Annotated in this window: 14 protein-coding genes and 1 pseudogene; 7 read left to right on the top strand and 8 right to left on the bottom strand. The window is 62.9% G+C overall.

Translation table 11 applies throughout. The features are described 5' to 3' along the window. The first annotated feature begins 81 nt into the window (after positions 1–81). Positions 82–912, top strand: a complete 831-nt coding sequence (locus tag IC66_RS0115085) for an SDR family NAD(P)-dependent oxidoreductase (RefSeq protein WP_038948167.1) — start codon at positions 82–84, stop codon at positions 910–912. Positions 913–1,125: 213 nt separating this feature from the next. Here IC66_RS0115085 and IC66_RS0115080 read toward each other — a convergent pair whose 3' ends face one another. After that, positions 1,126–1,932 (bottom strand): lytic murein transglycosylase, encoded by an 807-nt coding sequence (locus tag IC66_RS0115080; protein ID WP_028140466.1) that lies wholly within the window; start codon positions 1,930–1,932, stop codon positions 1,126–1,128. A gap of 219 nt (positions 1,933–2,151) precedes the next feature. Between IC66_RS0115080 and IC66_RS0115075 the strand changes: the two genes are divergently transcribed. The 4 genes and pseudogenes from IC66_RS0115075 (at position 2,152) to IC66_RS0115060 (ending at position 4,993) form a co-directional block, all read left to right on the top strand. Further along, positions 2,152–2,679 carry a hypothetical protein gene (locus tag IC66_RS0115075; protein ID WP_038948165.1) on the top strand — a complete coding sequence of 176 codons (528 nt, stop codon included), beginning with the start codon at positions 2,152–2,154 and terminating at the stop codon, positions 2,677–2,679. A 146-nt stretch (positions 2,680–2,825) separates the two neighbouring features. Further along, positions 2,826–3,740 (top strand): OmpA family protein, encoded by a 915-nt coding sequence (locus IC66_RS0115070; RefSeq protein WP_354267830.1) that lies wholly within the window; start codon positions 2,826–2,828, stop codon positions 3,738–3,740. A 119-nt stretch (positions 3,741–3,859) separates the two neighbouring features. Further along, positions 3,860–4,208 (top strand): annotated as a pseudogene (locus IC66_RS0115065) (hypothetical protein). Positions 4,209–4,756: 548 nt separating this feature from the next. Then, positions 4,757–4,993, top strand: coding sequence for a hypothetical protein (locus IC66_RS0115060; RefSeq protein ID WP_028140470.1), 237 nt, complete (start codon positions 4,757–4,759; stop codon positions 4,991–4,993). Positions 4,994–5,011: 18 nt separating this feature from the next. Here IC66_RS0115060 and IC66_RS0115055 read toward each other — a convergent pair whose 3' ends face one another. The 5 genes from IC66_RS0115055 to dnaG all read right to left on the bottom strand — a co-directional run bounded on the left by IC66_RS0115055 (position 5,012) and on the right by dnaG (position 12,067). Further along, on the bottom strand, positions 5,012–5,398 hold the full coding sequence (locus tag IC66_RS0115055) for a thiol-disulfide oxidoreductase DCC family protein (protein ID WP_038948162.1): 387 nt from the start codon (positions 5,396–5,398) through the stop codon (positions 5,012–5,014). Positions 5,399–5,448: 50 nt separating this feature from the next. Continuing rightward, on the bottom strand, positions 5,449–6,228 hold the full coding sequence (locus tag IC66_RS43395; protein ID WP_083859294.1) for a DUF5131 family protein: 780 nt from the start codon (positions 6,226–6,228) through the stop codon (positions 5,449–5,451). A 10-nt stretch (positions 6,229–6,238) separates the two neighbouring features. Then, entirely contained in the window at positions 6,239–7,339 is a 1,101-nt protein-coding gene (locus IC66_RS0115050; protein WP_038948161.1) for a three-Cys-motif partner protein TcmP, read from the bottom strand. Positions 7,340–7,516: 177 nt separating this feature from the next. Beyond that, entirely contained in the window at positions 7,517–9,658 is a 2,142-nt protein-coding gene (gene rpoD / locus IC66_RS0115045; RefSeq protein WP_038948160.1) for an RNA polymerase sigma factor RpoD, read from the bottom strand. Between the two features lie 375 nt (positions 9,659–10,033). After that, positions 10,034–12,067 (bottom strand): DNA primase, encoded by a 2,034-nt coding sequence (dnaG, locus tag IC66_RS0115035; RefSeq protein ID WP_038948159.1) that lies wholly within the window; start codon positions 12,065–12,067, stop codon positions 10,034–10,036. 161 nt (positions 12,068–12,228) lie between these two features. On the opposite strand from dnaG, the gene IC66_RS0115030 reads away from it, so the two are divergent. Beyond that, entirely contained in the window at positions 12,229–12,792 is a 564-nt protein-coding gene (locus IC66_RS0115030; RefSeq protein WP_038948158.1) for a chlorite dismutase family protein, read from the top strand. Positions 12,793–12,869: 77 nt separating this feature from the next. Here the strand turns inward: IC66_RS0115030 and IC66_RS0115025 are convergent, their stop codons facing one another. Next, positions 12,870–13,268, bottom strand: coding sequence for a gamma-glutamylcyclotransferase family protein (locus tag IC66_RS0115025; RefSeq protein ID WP_028140474.1), 399 nt, complete (start codon positions 13,266–13,268; stop codon positions 12,870–12,872). Between the two features lie 75 nt (positions 13,269–13,343). On the opposite strand from IC66_RS0115025, the gene IC66_RS0115020 reads away from it, so the two are divergent. Further along, positions 13,344–14,147 carry an N-formylglutamate amidohydrolase gene (locus IC66_RS0115020; RefSeq protein ID WP_038948156.1) on the top strand — a complete coding sequence of 268 codons (804 nt, stop codon included), beginning with the start codon at positions 13,344–13,346 and terminating at the stop codon, positions 14,145–14,147. Positions 14,148–14,150: 3 nt separating this feature from the next. On the opposite strand, the gene IC66_RS0115015 is transcribed toward IC66_RS0115020, so the two are convergent. Then, positions 14,151–14,771 carry a LysE family translocator gene (locus IC66_RS0115015; RefSeq protein WP_080670083.1) on the bottom strand — a complete coding sequence of 207 codons (621 nt, stop codon included), beginning with the start codon at positions 14,769–14,771 and terminating at the stop codon, positions 14,151–14,153. Between the last annotated feature and the right edge of the window lie 224 nt (positions 14,772–14,995).

Genomic DNA, 14,995 nt, shown 5'->3' with positions numbered 1-14,995 from the left:
GAGCCAACTCGGCTGCGGTTCGGTTCCATTCTGAAAAAATGTAAAGCATAGTTCCCGCATCAGGGGTTGACGGGGAACATCATGACCACGATTCGCGGCGCCGCCGCCATCACGGGAGCCGCCAGCGGCATCGGCCGGGCGCTGGCGATCGAGCTTGCGCAGCGCGGCTGCGATCTCGCGCTGGCCGACCGTGACGAGGCCGGGCTGAAGACGCTCGCGGCCGAGATCGGTGCGGGACGCAAGGTCAGCGTGCACCGCATCGACGTCGGCGAACCCGACGACATCGCGCAGTTCGCAAACGAGGCGATCTCCGCGCATCCCGCGCTCGGCATCGTCGTCAACAATGCCGGCGTCGCGCTGATGGGCTCGTTCGAGGAGATCGACCAGGCGCAGATGGACTGGCTGTTCGACATCAATTTCTGGGGTGTGGTGCACGGCACGCGCGCCTTCCTGCCGCATCTGAAGACGAGGCCCGAGGCGCATATCGTCAACCTCTCCTCGATCTTCGGCATCATCGCGCCGCCGGGGCAATCGGCCTATGCGGCGGCGAAGTTCGCGGTGCGCGGCTTCTCCGAGAGCGTGCGGCACGAGCTCGCGGTGGCGGGCAGCCCGGTCAGGCTGTCGGTCGTGCATCCCGGCGGCGTCGCCACCGCCATCGCGCGCAACTCCCGCACCGGGGTCGGCGTCACCGACAATTCCCGCCGCGCGCAATCAATCGAGCGGTTCGAGACCGCGGCAAGGACCACGCCGAAGGACGCTGCGCTGCGCATCATCAGGGGTGTCGAGAAGAACGAACCCCGCATCCTGATCGGCAACGACGCGCGCTTCATGGACCTGTTGCAGCGCTTCCGCCCGGCAACGTATTGGGCGCCGCTGCAGCGGCGGCTGGAGAAAATGGCGAAGGGGACGTGAATTCGTAGGATGGGTAGAGCGCAGCGAAACCCATCATGTTTCCGCAAAGAGAGTACGCGATGGGTTTCGCTGCGCTCTACCCATCCTACAAACGACAAGCTGGGCCGTCGTAGGGTGGGCAAAGCGGAGCGTGCCCACGACTTCCGACGACGGATGGAAATGGTGGGCACGGCGCTTTGCGCCTTTGCCCACCCTACGAGACTGCGTGTGTCGTCACTGCCCCGCGAGCCGATCGGCGAAATACCCGATCGTCTTGCGATACACCACCGCCCTGTTCCACTCGCGCATCGCTTCGAAATTGGCGGTGCCTTCGCCGTAGGGCTGGCCCATCTTGAAGCCGCTGGTGTGGAGCAGGTTTGCGGTCGAGGCGAGCACGTCGGGGACGCTGTGGCGGAGGTCGACATGGCCGTCGCCGTCGAAATCGACGCCGTATTTGATGTAGGACGACGGCAGGAACTGGGTCTGTCCGATCTCGCCGGCAAAGGCGCCGATCAGGTCGCGCAGCGGCAGGTCGCCGCGCTGCACGATCTTCAGCGCAGCGAGCAGCTCGCCCTGGAACAGGTCGGTGCGGCGGCAATCATGCGCGAGCGTCGCCAGCGTACGCACCACCGGCATCTTGCCGATGTCGCCCTTGCCGAAATCGCTCTCCAGGCCCCAGATCGCGACCAGGATAGTGCGGGGCACGCCGAACTGCTGCTCGATGCGCGAGAGCAGCGCGGCGTGGCGCTGCAGCAGCGCGCGGCCGCCATTGATGCGGCCGGGGCCGACGCGGGTCGAGACGTACTGCTCAAAGCTCTTGTTGAAGGTGTGGCGCTGGCGCCGGTCGAAGGCGAGCACTGCGCCATCAGGAGTGACGCCGCTGAGCGCCGCGCTGGTTACGCTTGCCGAGACGCCGGCCGCTTGCGCTTCCTGGGCCATGCTGGCGACGAAGCTGTTGAAGTCGCCGCCGCAGCGCGCGGCCTGCGCCGATCCGCCGGCCAGACAAATGACGGACGCGGCGGCGAGAAGCAGTCTCAGCATGTGGAGCAATCCCCTTAAAAATCCTAGCTGCGAAGCAGCGCGCGGATCATGCCCGGGAAAGACGCGAGCGTCAAAGCGCAAGGCTTGAAAGCGCAAGACTTGAAAGCGCAAGGCTTGAAGGCGCAAGGCTTGAATCAGAAGGCTTGATCCGCATCAAACTGTCTCACGTCGCGCTTCCTAGATTGCAGCGAACAGGAGAGTCGCCCAGGAGAAGCGTCCATGACCGGAATTACCTTCACCGCCGAGCAGATCCGCAATGCCCCCGCAGCGGTGCGGCAATGGATCGAGCAGGAGGTCATCACCTCGCTCGGCCTTGCGCCGCGCGCGCCCGTGACGATCCCGCCCCAGGCCTCCCATCTCGTCGCCTGCAGCGTGGAGGACGTTGCCGGCGTGCTCGAGCACATCAGGGGCGTGCTTCCGGCCGTGAACGTGCTGCTCGAGCTCGGCCGTCCCGGCATCAGCTTCGGCCAGCCCGCGGTGATGACCTTCCGCCTGATGGACATCCTGCATCACACCCGCCTGCCCGACATCGGCGGGGTCATGACGTGCCTGGAGATGATCAACCAGGCGCTGATCGAGGTGAAGAAGGACCCCTCGGTGCGGTTCTGCGGCTTCGACAATGAAGGCCACTGCCTGATCGCGCCGCAGACGCAAGCGAGCATCGCAACGCTCTGGCAGACCATGATGGAACGGCAGCAGGCGGCGCAGGAGCGTGCGGCCGTCGGCCGGGCCACGCCTGCGGCCTGAGGCGGCGGCGCGCTTTCCGGGACAATCGAACCGGGATTGGTTCGTCGGTTAGAACCGGCAGGACGGCGCGCGAGACTAACGTCTTGCGTCCCGTCCCCCGCAACCGACAGAGAGTGCCGATGTCCGCGCCGCAGAACATCCCGGGAATGCTCGTCCTTGCCGCCCTGCTCGTCCTGCACGCAATCCCCGCCTCCGCGCAGACGCGCGACGTGGTGGGCGCGCGCGACTATCCCGGCATCGGCCGGTTCGCCGGCAGCGTCGTCACCGGCTATGTGGTGAAGGATTTTGACGCGGCACGGATGCAGGCCGCAAGCTTCAGGGACGGCCAGCCGACCGACGCGCGGCGGCTCGAGGGCCGCATCATCCGCATCGCCTATCGCACCAATCCCGGGCCCTCGATCCTGGAGGTGTCGCGCAATTTCGAGACGCAGCTTGCCAAGGCCGGCTTCGAGACCTTGCTGGCCTGCGACACCGACGCCTGCGGCGCCATCCCCTTCACCGAAAGCATCGACACGCTGCCGGTGCCGCAGATGTGGGTCGACGGTTTCAACTACCGCTATTTTGCCGGCCGCAAGGCCGAAGGCGGGCGCGAGATTTATGCCAGCGTCATCGTCAGCCAGAACAACCAGGACATCACCGCGCAGGTCACGATCGCCGAGCTCGGGGCCATCGCGAACAAGATGGTCGACGCCGCTGCGATGGCGAAGGGTCTTGGCGAGACCGGCCACATCGCGCTCTACGGCATCTATTTCGACACCGACAAGGCGGTGCTGAAACCGGAAAGCCGGCCGACGCTGGAGCAGATCGCCAGGCTGCTCGCGAGCCAGCCGCAGCTGAGCGTCTTCATCGTCGGCCACACCGACAGCCAGGGCGCCTATGAGTACAATCTCGACCTCTCCAAGCGCCGCGCGGAGGCGGTGGCCGCCGAGCTGGTGAAGAGCTTTCGGATCGTGCCGACACGCCTGCGCACCGCCGGCGTCGGATTGCTGGCGCCGGTCGGCCCGAACGCGACGGACGCCGGCCGCGCCCTCAACCGGCGCGTGGAGCTGGTGGCGCCATGAACCGTCGCGCGGGAGTTTGATGCGGGTCAACATCGCAGCGCGAACGGCGTGAGATGGATGGCTGCAGACATCCTCTCTCTCGTCATTCCCGGGCGCGACAAAGTCTGAGGCAACCAGCGATGCCCGACCAGCAGAACAAGCCGGCCCGCTCCGTGCTCCTGCGCATCCCCCTGTTCCGCCTGCTCGCCATCAACCTCGCGATCGGCGCCTGCGCCGCGGCGCTGCTCGTCGGCGGCCTGCTCTGGCTCAACCCCGGACATCTGCGCGAGCTGATCTTCGCCGACAGTTCGCCCGGCATCGCGCTCGCGCTGCTGCTGGCATCCTTCCTCATCACCTTCGGCTCGGCTGCGATGGGCAGCGCGATCATGGCGCAGGGACTTAAAGAGCACAGCGGCAAGGGCGGCGGACACGGATCGCGGCTCGCGGCTCGCGGTGCAGGAGACGGCGCGGCGCACGCGCACGCATTGAGACATGAGCGGCGACGATGGAACCCGCTATTGCGGATCGGGATCACACTGTCTGCACGCAGGCGGGAAGAGGTGCAGGTTGGCGCGCCTTCCGACACAGCACGGCACGCGCGTTGCATCGCGAAGCCGGCAAGATGAACAAATTGATTTGACGTTCTAAACAATTGCTTCGACGTGGATGGTAATCACACGTCGCAACCACCGCATATCTGATCCGCTGGCTGCGACATCGACGCCGCCACGATTTGCCTTGCCATCGCAGGGCACCTTCTATAGCCTTCTATTTTAGGTTGTCGCCCCGCCAGCCCCGGGCGACACTGAAGACCAGAAATAGACGGCGGGCTTCGGCCCGCCGTTTATTGAGGCAAGCGTTGCCTGAACAAGGGCTGGTTGAGCAAGGGTCTCGCCAGATCGCAACAGGCGCCCGCCGCCCTCCCCGCAGCCCGATTTCAATCAGCCGCATCGATCCCCGTCGCGTTCGGGCCTGGACTGACGTCGGTGGCCGCCAAAGTCATTTGACTGCGGCCCTCCAATCGACGACAAGCCGCCATGGCCAAGAAACCCGGAACCAATCCCAAAGGCGAATTCGCCTTCTTCAACGTCTTCTATGAAGACGATTCCCAGCGCTCCAACCGCCGCGTGCCCTCAGAGCTGCTCGGCGGCCTCGACGGCGACGAACCCGCACGCAACTTCATCATGGAGCAGGACCGCGAGATCGCCGAAAAGAGCGGCCGCCCCGCGCTCGAGATCAAGCGGATCGAGCGGGTCGGGGTGAAGAAGAAGTAGGACGACATCAGCAGGCGCTCACCAGCGCCCGCTCCTCTTATTCCAGGCAAACAGCAGATCGGCAAACCGGTCATAGACAAACGGCGTGAACGGCAGCGCCACGCGATTGCCCAGCAGCCCCGCAAGCCACCCCTCCCCCGGCGTCAGCCTCCACAACGCAATCGCAACGTCCGCACCGACGATGAGCCGGCCGGCCTCATCCGTCGCATGCAGACGGCGCCTGATGTCGTCGAGCGAGGCACCAAAGTGCGCCCGCGCATCGGGCTGCTCGTTGATGTCCTTGAACTCGACCGTGCCCGCGCGCACCAGCGCCAGCAGCTTGTTGCGCTGCCAGTCGATGCCGGCGTCACAGACGGGGCAGCGGGTGTTGTAGTAGACGGTGAGGTGGGACGCTGATCCGATCATGTTGACCAGAGGCTGAGATTCATCCGCCGCGGGGCGTGCTATCTATCTGTCTAACTACGAGCCTCAAAATGGCGATGATGCTTCGATCTGATCGTAGGAAGTTCGTCCCACGTTCTTCCATCTAAGATTCTACCAGCGCGTTTTTTGTTCACGCCACCCCACTGCTTAAAGTGGAAGGCCACGTTAGCTGCCCCGCATTGATCTCTAATTGACCGAACCCAGTCAGGATTCATTACTCGCGCCCCGGGGCCACTTTCACCCCCAGCGATTGCCCAATCGATCCCCGTTAGATTCAAGTCATCTAGCGGCCCGAGGAGAGGTTCCAAGCTCAAGAACTTAATTGCTGCGTTAGTCCGCCTGAGACAATCAATCCGCCACAGATACTCTTCACTTTCAACACTGACCCCCAGCCAAATATTATTTGGCCATTGAAGGGCAGAGGAAAGCGCTTCGGCCCTCTCGGCTCGCTTAGTTAGAACTTGGTAGGTGTGCTGGGGGGTTGCGATCATGGTTTTGAAAACCTCCTGAATAAAATCAAGAGGCACACCTTCGTGAAAAAGATCAGACATTGAATTCACGAAGATAGTTTTTCCCGTCTTCCACTTTCGAGGAAGATCAAGCGCATTCCGATCCAAAACTATCCGGCCATTCCACTTCGCCCGGCGACCACTTACGCGCGTTGTATCGGCGTATTTCTTTTGACCCATCTTCTCTAGACGATGCGCCAATCGCATAGCGTAGCAATTGGTGCATCCGGGAGAGATAACAGTGCATCCTCCAACGGGATTCCAAGTCGCCTCTGTCCATTCGATTGCAGAATTGGTAGCCATTCAATCTCTCTCAGGGAAACTTGACTGCGACGTGGTCAGCAAACGTACCCTTTTTCCGCTTTGCGGGCTCCGCCGATATTTTGCCCTCAGCCACTAATCCGAGCAGAGCATCTTTGTAGTTCTTCTTGATGAACGGTGTGTCGATGCTGTGCTGCTCGTAAATTTGCTGCATCGTGAACGATTTCCCAGCGAAGACTTTCGGAAGATCTTCCTTTAGGCTATCGAGCGGCCGAGCGAGTGAAAACAGTAGCGGAGTTGAGGCATCGGCAGGCGAATACGTAAAAGACGGCACTCCTTGGTCAACTACAGAGCTTTCCTTCGACATAATGTCCTTCATGATCTCGTACCCCTTGAAGTGTTTGGATACGAAAATCAGGCTGTGTGAAGTCCTCGTTCCGTTTGCATTCTTGAAGCGAAAAGGGAGGACGAATTTACCCCCCATTGCCTTGATCGCCTGGGCCAACTCTTCGAGAATAAGTTCTTCCCGCTTTGCTGGACTTTTTTCCGGGAGCACCTTTCTCAGCATCTCGGCACGCTCTTCTCCGAAAAGGGCGTCCATATGAGACTTCACAGCAGGATTAGAAATACCTGCGTTGATCCGGTTATAGTTGAAGAAGAAGACGCAATCGCATCCCCAATCCTTGATAACCCCGTTTACGATTTTGAGTGACAACCCTTTGTAGCCAAATGGATCAACGAACGAGAACGACGGAATCAAGTTTGTTTCGCTAAAGTACTTCGCAGCATCTTCATCGATCTCGCCGCAACTAACTTGCGGCTTATATTTCAGCGTCTCAATACCGACGAGTTTACTGATTTCGCTTTCGAGCGCGTTTGTGTTGTCCTTGTTCGCATCATTGAACAGCGTAACAAGCATATCCCGTAAGTCTGGCTCCTTGATTGCCTGCTCCAAAATCATCAGAGGAGTCGATGCCGCGCCATCCTTATAGCGGCCCGGACCTGCATAAAGATCAATGTAAGCGATTTTCTTATCCCTGAGCTTTGCGGACGGGATAATTACCTTTGCCCATACGTAGAAGTACTTCTGGACGATGCGGGCTTTCACCTCAGACTGGTCGCTCCGTTCGTCGAAAAATTTTGGTGGTGGCATGCAGTTCAGCCCCCTCTCCCCCTGAGTGCCGGATCGTTTTCATACAACCAAAAGATGCCCAAACCAAATTAGAACATACCATGAACAATCTGACTTGACAACATGGCAAACAAAAAGGCGGGTTCCAACCCGCCTTTTCCTGAATGCACTGGATAAGCCCAGGCACGACGATCCGAATCAATTATCCAAGAAGCTCCGCAGCTTCCGCGACCGCGACGGATGCTTCAGCTTCCGCAGCGCCTTGGCCTCGATCTGGCGAATACGCTCTCTCGTCACGCTGAACTGCTGCCCCACTTCTTCCAGCGTGTGGTCGGTGTTCATGCCGATGCCGAAGCGCATGCGCAGCACGCGCTCTTCGCGCGGGGTGAGCGAGGCCAGCACGCGCGTCGTGGTCTCGCGCAGGTTGGACTGGATCGCGGCGTCGATGGGGAGGATCGCGTTCTTGTCCTCGATGAAATCGCCGAGGTGTGAATCCTCTTCGTCACCGACCGGCGTTTCGAGCGAGAGCGGCTCTTTCGCGATCTTGAGGACCTTGCGGACCTTCTCGAGCGGCATGCCGAGCTTCTCGGCGAGTTCTTCCGGGGTCGGCTCGCGGCCGATCTCGTTGAGCATCTGGCGGGACGTGCGCACGATCTTGTTGATCGTCTCGATCATGTGCACGGGAATGCGGATGGTGCGCGCCTGGTCGGCGATCGAGCGGGTGATCGCCTGCCGGATCCACCACGTGGCGTAGGTCGAGAACTTGTAGCCGCGGCGGTACTCGAACTTGTCGACCGCCTTCATCAGGCCGATGTTGCCTTCCTGGATCAGGTCGAGGAATTGCAGGCCGCGGTTGGTGTACTTCTTGGCGATCGAGATCACGAGACGGAGGTTGGCTTCCACCATCTCCTTCTTGGCCTGGCGTGCTTCGCGCTCGCCCTTCTGCACGGAGTGCACGATCTTGCGGAACTCGACGATCTCGAGGCCGGTCAGCGCAGCAAGCTGATGCACCTCGTGGCGGAGATCCTTGATGCGGTCCTTCTCGTGATGGACGAAGTTCTTCCAGCCCTTGGCCGAGAGCTTCGAAACGCGGTTGAGCCAGCGCGGATCGAGCTCCGAGCCGGTGTAGTTGCGCAAAAAGTCCTCGCGCGCGACGCCGTGGCTGTCGGCAAGGCGCATCAGGCGGCCCTCATGCGAGACGAGGCGCTTGTTGATGTCGTAGAGCTGCTCGACGAGCGAGTCGATACGCGCCTGGTTGAGGCGCAGCGACTTCACCTCGACGATGATCTCGTCCTTCAGCTTCTTGTACTTGCGCTCCTGGTGCGGCGAGAGCGACTCGTTCTGGAGCTGGTTCTGGATGTCCTGCTCCTGAAGCTTGCGCAGCTTCTTGTAGCTGTCGGCGATCTTGTCGAAGATCTCGACCACTTTCGGCTTGAGCTCGGCCTCGATGGCCGCGAGCGACATCTGGTTCTCGAACTCGTCGTCGTCCATGTCGGACTCGGCCGCGGCCTCGCCCGGATCCTTCTCCTCGCCGGCCTCAGCGCCGCCCGGCGCAGGCGCGGCCCGGAACGGGGTCGGCGACGGCGGCGCGGCGGGCGGAGCGACATGCGCGGGCGCGCCGGTCGCGGCGGCCTGGCCGCCCTCGGCGGGCGCTTCGCCGTTCTCGCCGGTGGGACCTGCGATCATCGCATTGTTCATGCCGGCCTTGGCGTCGGGGCCGGCATAGGTTGCTTCGAGATCGATGATGTCGCGGAGGAAGATCTTGCCTTCGTTGAGCTCGTCGCGCCAGATGATGATGGCCTGGAAGGTCAGCGGGCTTTCGCAGAGCCCTGCGATCATCGCCTCGCGGCCGGCCTCGATGCGCTTGGCGATGGCGATTTCGCCTTCGCGGGACAAGAGCTCGACCGTGCCCATCTCGCGCAGATACATGCGCACGGGATCGTCGGTGCGCTCGCCCGGCTCGCTCTTCTTGACCTCGGTGACGGCCTTCTGGGTGACCTCGACGAGCTCGTTGTCGGTCTCGTCCTCGCCGCCCTCGTCCTTGTCGTCCTCGCCTTCGCTATCGTCGGCTTCGGTGACGTTGATGCCCATGTCGGAGAGCATCGACATGATGTCCTCGATCTGTTCGGGCGAGGTCTGGTCGGACGGCAGGACTTCGTTGAGCTGATCGAAGGTCACGAAGCCGCGCTTCTTGGCCTGCTTGATCATCTTCTTTACGGCGGCGTCGGACAGGTCGAGCAACGGCGAGGGCGCGTCCTGGGAATCCTTTTCCGGCGCGTCCGCTGCCTTGTCGTCTTTTTCCTTGTCCTTCGCCTGCAGCGTCTTTGCCTTGGTGGCCATCCATTGCTCCTAAACGCGCTTCAATGCAGTCGGCTCGCCGCGCCTGCCTGAATTCACATGAACCTGTTGCCCGACGCTCTCGCTTCGGCAGCTCTCGACACGGAAAGGGCGGCGCACATGTCTCTCGCCACCCCCAACTCTCTCTCGCCGGAAATGCCTAACGCTTCGTCAGCCTCTTTGTCGCAGCGGATGCAGGTGTAGTGCCAACAGCAATGCGCGGATTCATTCCTGACGCGTCTGTTCTGCCTGCGGCCGCCTGGTGGCCAAAGTGCTACAAGACCGTTAAGCCTCGATTAACCCTGTTTTTGCCGCCAAACCTTGGATTTGGCGAGTCTTTTAGCGGTTCCGGCTCCGGCCGTCCGCATGATTCTTTCATCACACGCTCTTCTGGAACCGGCCCGACAGCTCGCCAAAACCCTCGATCAGGGCCTCGGTGCCGTCGACCTCGGCCAGACGGGCCTTGACGTCACGCAGCCACGCCAAATTGGCCTCGCTGGGGTCCTCCCCCAAGGCCAGCTCGGCGTCCTTCAACTCTCTAAGTAGTGAATGGTATTGCCGATGCAAGGCAACCAGCTGGTGCCAGGTGGCGAGAACGTCGTCGGGGGCGGCGCCTTCGCGGGCGCCCCACACCGCCGCGGTCGTGATGCCACTCTCAACCCTTTGAAGAACTTGCGAAAATCCGCTCCTGGCGAGATCGCCGCGCATCTTTTCGGCCTGCTCGCCGGGGTCCGGGGAGTGGTGGTGATCGTTGGCAAAGGCGGCGATGATGCCGGCCCTGAGCTTGTGGGCCTCGGGATGGGCCAGCTCCAGGGCGGCCACCTCCTCGAGGTGGTCGTGCAACAGCCAGGGATGGTTGATCAGGCTTTGCAGGATCAGGGCCTCCCGGCGGGAGATGGCGCTGCGCTGGCCGCGCATGATCGGGCTGGCCGCCAGCTGCGGGCTCGCCGCCTGGTAGGGGCCGGAGGGTAACAGGGTGGGGCCGGGCGCGCCGCGGCGGCCGCCACCGAATCCTTGCCCCCCGAATCGATTCGCGCCTCCCGCAGCCCGGGGCTGGAATTGGCGACCGGAATTGCCTTGAAAATTGCCTTGGAAATTACCTTGGAAATTGCCCCGGCCGGCAAAGCCGCCGCGGCCACCCTCGGGCGCGAAAGTGCGCCGAAGCCGCTCGGCAAAATCATCGCGGTAATAGCGCCGCACCACCTCGTCGCGGATGCCGTTCGCAAGCTCCTTGATGCGCGCCTCCAGCGCAGCGCGGCGCTCGGGGGTGGCAAAGTTGCCGCCTTCGAGCTCGCGCGACCAGATCATCTCGGCAAGCGGCTTGGCCGCCGCGATGACTTCCTCGATGGCGCCGCGACCGCCCGAGCGCGCGAGATCGTCGGGGTCCTGCCCCTCCGGCAACAGCGCGAACCGAAGACTCTTCCCGGGTGCGAGGAAGGGCAGCGCGAGATCGGCAGCACGATACGCCGCCTTCTGCCCGGCGCGGTCGCCGTCGAAGCAGAGGATCGGCTCGTCCGCCATCTTCCAGAGCAGCGCCAGCTGGCTTTCGGTCAGCGCGGTGCCGAGCGGCGCAACCGCGCCCGCAAAGCCCGCGGTGACCATGGCGATGACGTCGACATAGCCCTCGACCACGATCAGCGCGCTGCCGTCATGGGTGGCCTTGCGCGCGGTCTGGTGGTTGTAGAGATTGTCGCCCTTGTGGAAGAGCGGCGTCTCCGGCGAATTCAGGTATTTTGCCGGAACGTCCTTCTCCAGCGCGCGCCCGCCGAAGGCGATGACGCGGCCGCGCAAATCGGTGATCGGGAACATCACGCGATCGCGGAAGCGGTCATACGGCACGGGAATGTCGTTGCCGGCCACCAGCAGGCCGGTCTCGACCATGTCGTCGACGGAGATTCCGAGCTTGCCGAGATGCTCCTTCAGCGCGAAGCGATCGGGCGAGGCGTAGCCGAGGCGGAATTGCAATTGCGTCGCCGGCGAGATCGCGCGGTCGGCGAGATAGCCGCGCGCCTTGGCGCCGACGCGCGAGGCCAGGGTCTCCGCGAAATAGGTCGCGGCGAGATCCATGACGTCATGCAGCGTGCGGCGGCGCTGCTCGTGCCGCGCCGCATCCGGCGTCACCGCCGGCAGCGCCAGGCCTGCCATGCTGGCGAGCCGCTCGACGGCTTCCGCGAAGGGCAGGCCGTCGGTCTCCATCACGAAGCTGATGATGTCGCCGTGCTTGCCGGAGGAGAAGTCGTGGTAAAAACCCTTCTGGTCGTTGACGTAGAAGGACGGCGTCTTCTCCTGCTGGAACGGCGACAGCCCCTTCCACTCCCGCCCCGCCTTCTTCAGCTTGACGCGCTTGCCCACGACTTCGGAGACCGAAAGCCGGGCACGAAGCTCGTCGAGGAATTGGGGTGTGAAGCGCATTATGCTGATTTCTGGGCTGAGTCGGGCGTTATGGCCAACCGGATAGGCATATAGGGACGGTCCCGGGAAATACGAAGCATGTGTGGCTTCTCCCAGCTATTCACAGGCGAAAGTTTCGACGGAAAGCTTGAACCCGCCCCGGTTCCGCGCTTCCATAGGCCATGTTCAGGACGTTTCGAGGCGGCCACAGCGGGGGTTGGCGCGTCACCTCGATTTCATCAGTGACGGGCGAGCCCCTGCCCTTCATGCCTGCGCTGTCGGTGACCGACAGCGAGGCCGTCTCATTGCCGCTGGTGCCCTCGCGCAATGCGTGGCGGCTGGTCGGGGCCCCGAGCAATTTGCGCTACACCGAGCGGCCTGAGAAGGAGCAACTCGTGGCCGTGCAGGCCGGGCTCGGCCGGTTGGAAGCAACCAGCGCGGCGCTGATCCCGATCCGCAAATCGCAGGCCTGGTGGGAGCTGACTCAGGAAGAGCGCCGCAAGATATTCGAGGACAAGTCGCACCACATCGCAAGCAGTCTTCGTTTCCTGCCCGCGATCGCGCGGCAGCTCTATCACTGCCGCGATCTCGGCGAGCCCTTCGACTTCCTGACCTGGTTCGAATTCGCCCCCGCGCACGCCTCGCTGTTCGAGGAGCTGGTTGCGGTGCTCCGCGAAACCGAGGAATGGAGTTACGTCGAGCGCGAGGTGGACGTGCGCGTGGTGAAGGAAGTGCTGTCGGCTTAGAGCATGATCCGGACCCGGACGGCCGCGTCAGCGCAAAGTGCGAAGCGGCTTTCCGAGAAGATCATGCTCGAAAATAACTAATGCTCCAGAAAGCGCCCGGACTCGATGCGCGGCAGACCCGTGACCGGCCAGTTGTAGACATAGGTCCAGGCCTTCTCCGTGGCGCCATCAGCCAGCGTCACGTCGATCAGCCGGCGCAGATATTCGGTCGGCTCCGGAAAGCCTTCGCCGCAGGCTTCGTACATGTCGAGCTCACCCAGCAGTTCGTCAGGCACGCGCATCCGGAAGAGCTCGCCATGAACGATGTCGGAGGCTGCCTCCGACAGCAGCAATCCCGGATAATGCTTCACCAGGACGAGGCTGCCGCGGCAGGTCGCTTCACCCAGAAAATCCGCGTGGCCCGCAAGCAGCCGCGCCATCGGATGGTCGAAGCCGCGCATCAGGGTGCCATAGACGAAAAGGCGATCGGAGGTCATGCTGCTCTAAAGTTGCGACGTCGGTGCAATATCGTTACTCCGTTTAGACACGTAATCGTTTCATAGGCAATCAGGATGGACCTGCACACGGCCGAGGCCGCCGATCAACTGCTCGATGAGGGCGATATTCCGCCGGTGCATGAGGTGAACGCGGGAGGGACCTCACCCTTCCTGCTCACCTCGGATCATTACGGACGGGTGCTGCCGCGCGCGCTCGGCGATCTCGGCGTCACCGAGGCCGAACTGACGCGACACATCGCCTGGGACATCGGCATCGCCGGCGTCGCCGAGCGGCTCGCCAGGTTGCTGGATGCGCACCTGATCGCGCAGCGCTATTCGCGGCTTGTGATCGACTGCAACCGCCCGCCGGCCGCGGTGAGCTCTATCCCCGTAATCTCCGAAGCGACCGCGATCCCGCGCAACGAAGGGATTTCGGATGGGGAGCGCGAGGCGCGGCGGCGCGAGATTTTCGAGCCCTATCATGATCGCATCGATGCCGCGATCGACGCCCGCCTGCACGACAAGCGGCCGACGGTGCTGGTCTCATTGCACAGCTTCACGCCCGTCTATGCCGGCGTCACGCGGCCCTGGCACATCGCCGCGCTGTACAACCGCGACACCGTGCTGCCGCAGCTGTTGCTCAAGCATCTGCGCGCAGAGGGCGATCTCGTCGTCGGCGACAACGAGCCTTACGCGGTCAGCGACCTCACCGACTACACCATCCCCGTCCACGGCGAAGGGCGCGGCCTCGTCAACACCGGCATCGAGATCCGGCAGGATCTGATCGCCGACCACGCGGGCCAGCAGCAATGGGCCGAGCGGCTGGCAAGGATTTTTGCCGAGGTCGCGGTGGAGTTGAAGGCGGAGCTGCTGGTATAAGCCTCACTTCGCCCTGGTCAGCGCCAGCCAGATGCCGCCGCCGATCATGAAGCCGCCGGAGATGCGCGACATCATCCGCGTGCGGCGCGCCGAGAAGAATTTTCGCGCGCGGCCTGCGGCAATGGCGTAAAGCGCATCGGTCACCACGGCGGTGACCATGAAGGTTGCGCCCAGCAGCGCGACTTGCGGAAAGTGCGGCTGGTTCATGTCCATGAACTGCGGGATGAAGGCGCCGAAGAACACCAGCACCTTCGGGTTCGACAGCAGCACCAGAAAACCCTGCAGGAAGAAGCCGCCGCGCGGCGGCGGAGGCGGTGTGTCGACATCGACGCCCTCGACCGGCGCCCAGATCAGCTTGATGCCGAGCCAGACGAGATAAGCGGCGCCGGCAAAGCGCACCCAGTCGAACCAGTAGCCCATGGTCGCCATCAGCGAGGTCAGGCCGACCGCGACGATGCCGATGACGATGGCAAGGCCGGCCTGCGCACCGGCCACGTTGGTCAGCGCAGCACGCGTGCCGTGGCGCAGGCCGTTGGCGATGACGAGGGTGACGATCGGCCCCGGCAGCAGCGCCAGCGCAATGCAGGCGGCGACGAAGGCGAAATAGGCTTGCATGGACATCATGGGGGAGACTCGGCTGATGGCGGCTTGCGGGTATTAATGCATGGGTTGAGCGCAGAGGGAAGCGAGATGAGCGCAAGGTGCGCGCTCAACCAACGGTGTCATCCCCCGCGAAAGCGGGGGATCCAGTACGCCGCGACGCCTCCGCACTTCACCAACGTCTCTGGAATGCTGGATTCCCCGCCTGCGCGGGGAATGACAGCGGAGAATGTGAGAGCCGACGTACC

This window comes from Bradyrhizobium genomosp. III (assembly GCF_000261705.1).
Classification (GTDB): domain Bacteria; phylum Pseudomonadota; class Alphaproteobacteria; order Rhizobiales; family Xanthobacteraceae; genus Bradyrhizobium; species Bradyrhizobium ottawaense.
The sequence above is the reverse complement of the archived record's forward strand: the minus strand, read 5'-3'. Positions and strand labels throughout refer to the sequence as shown.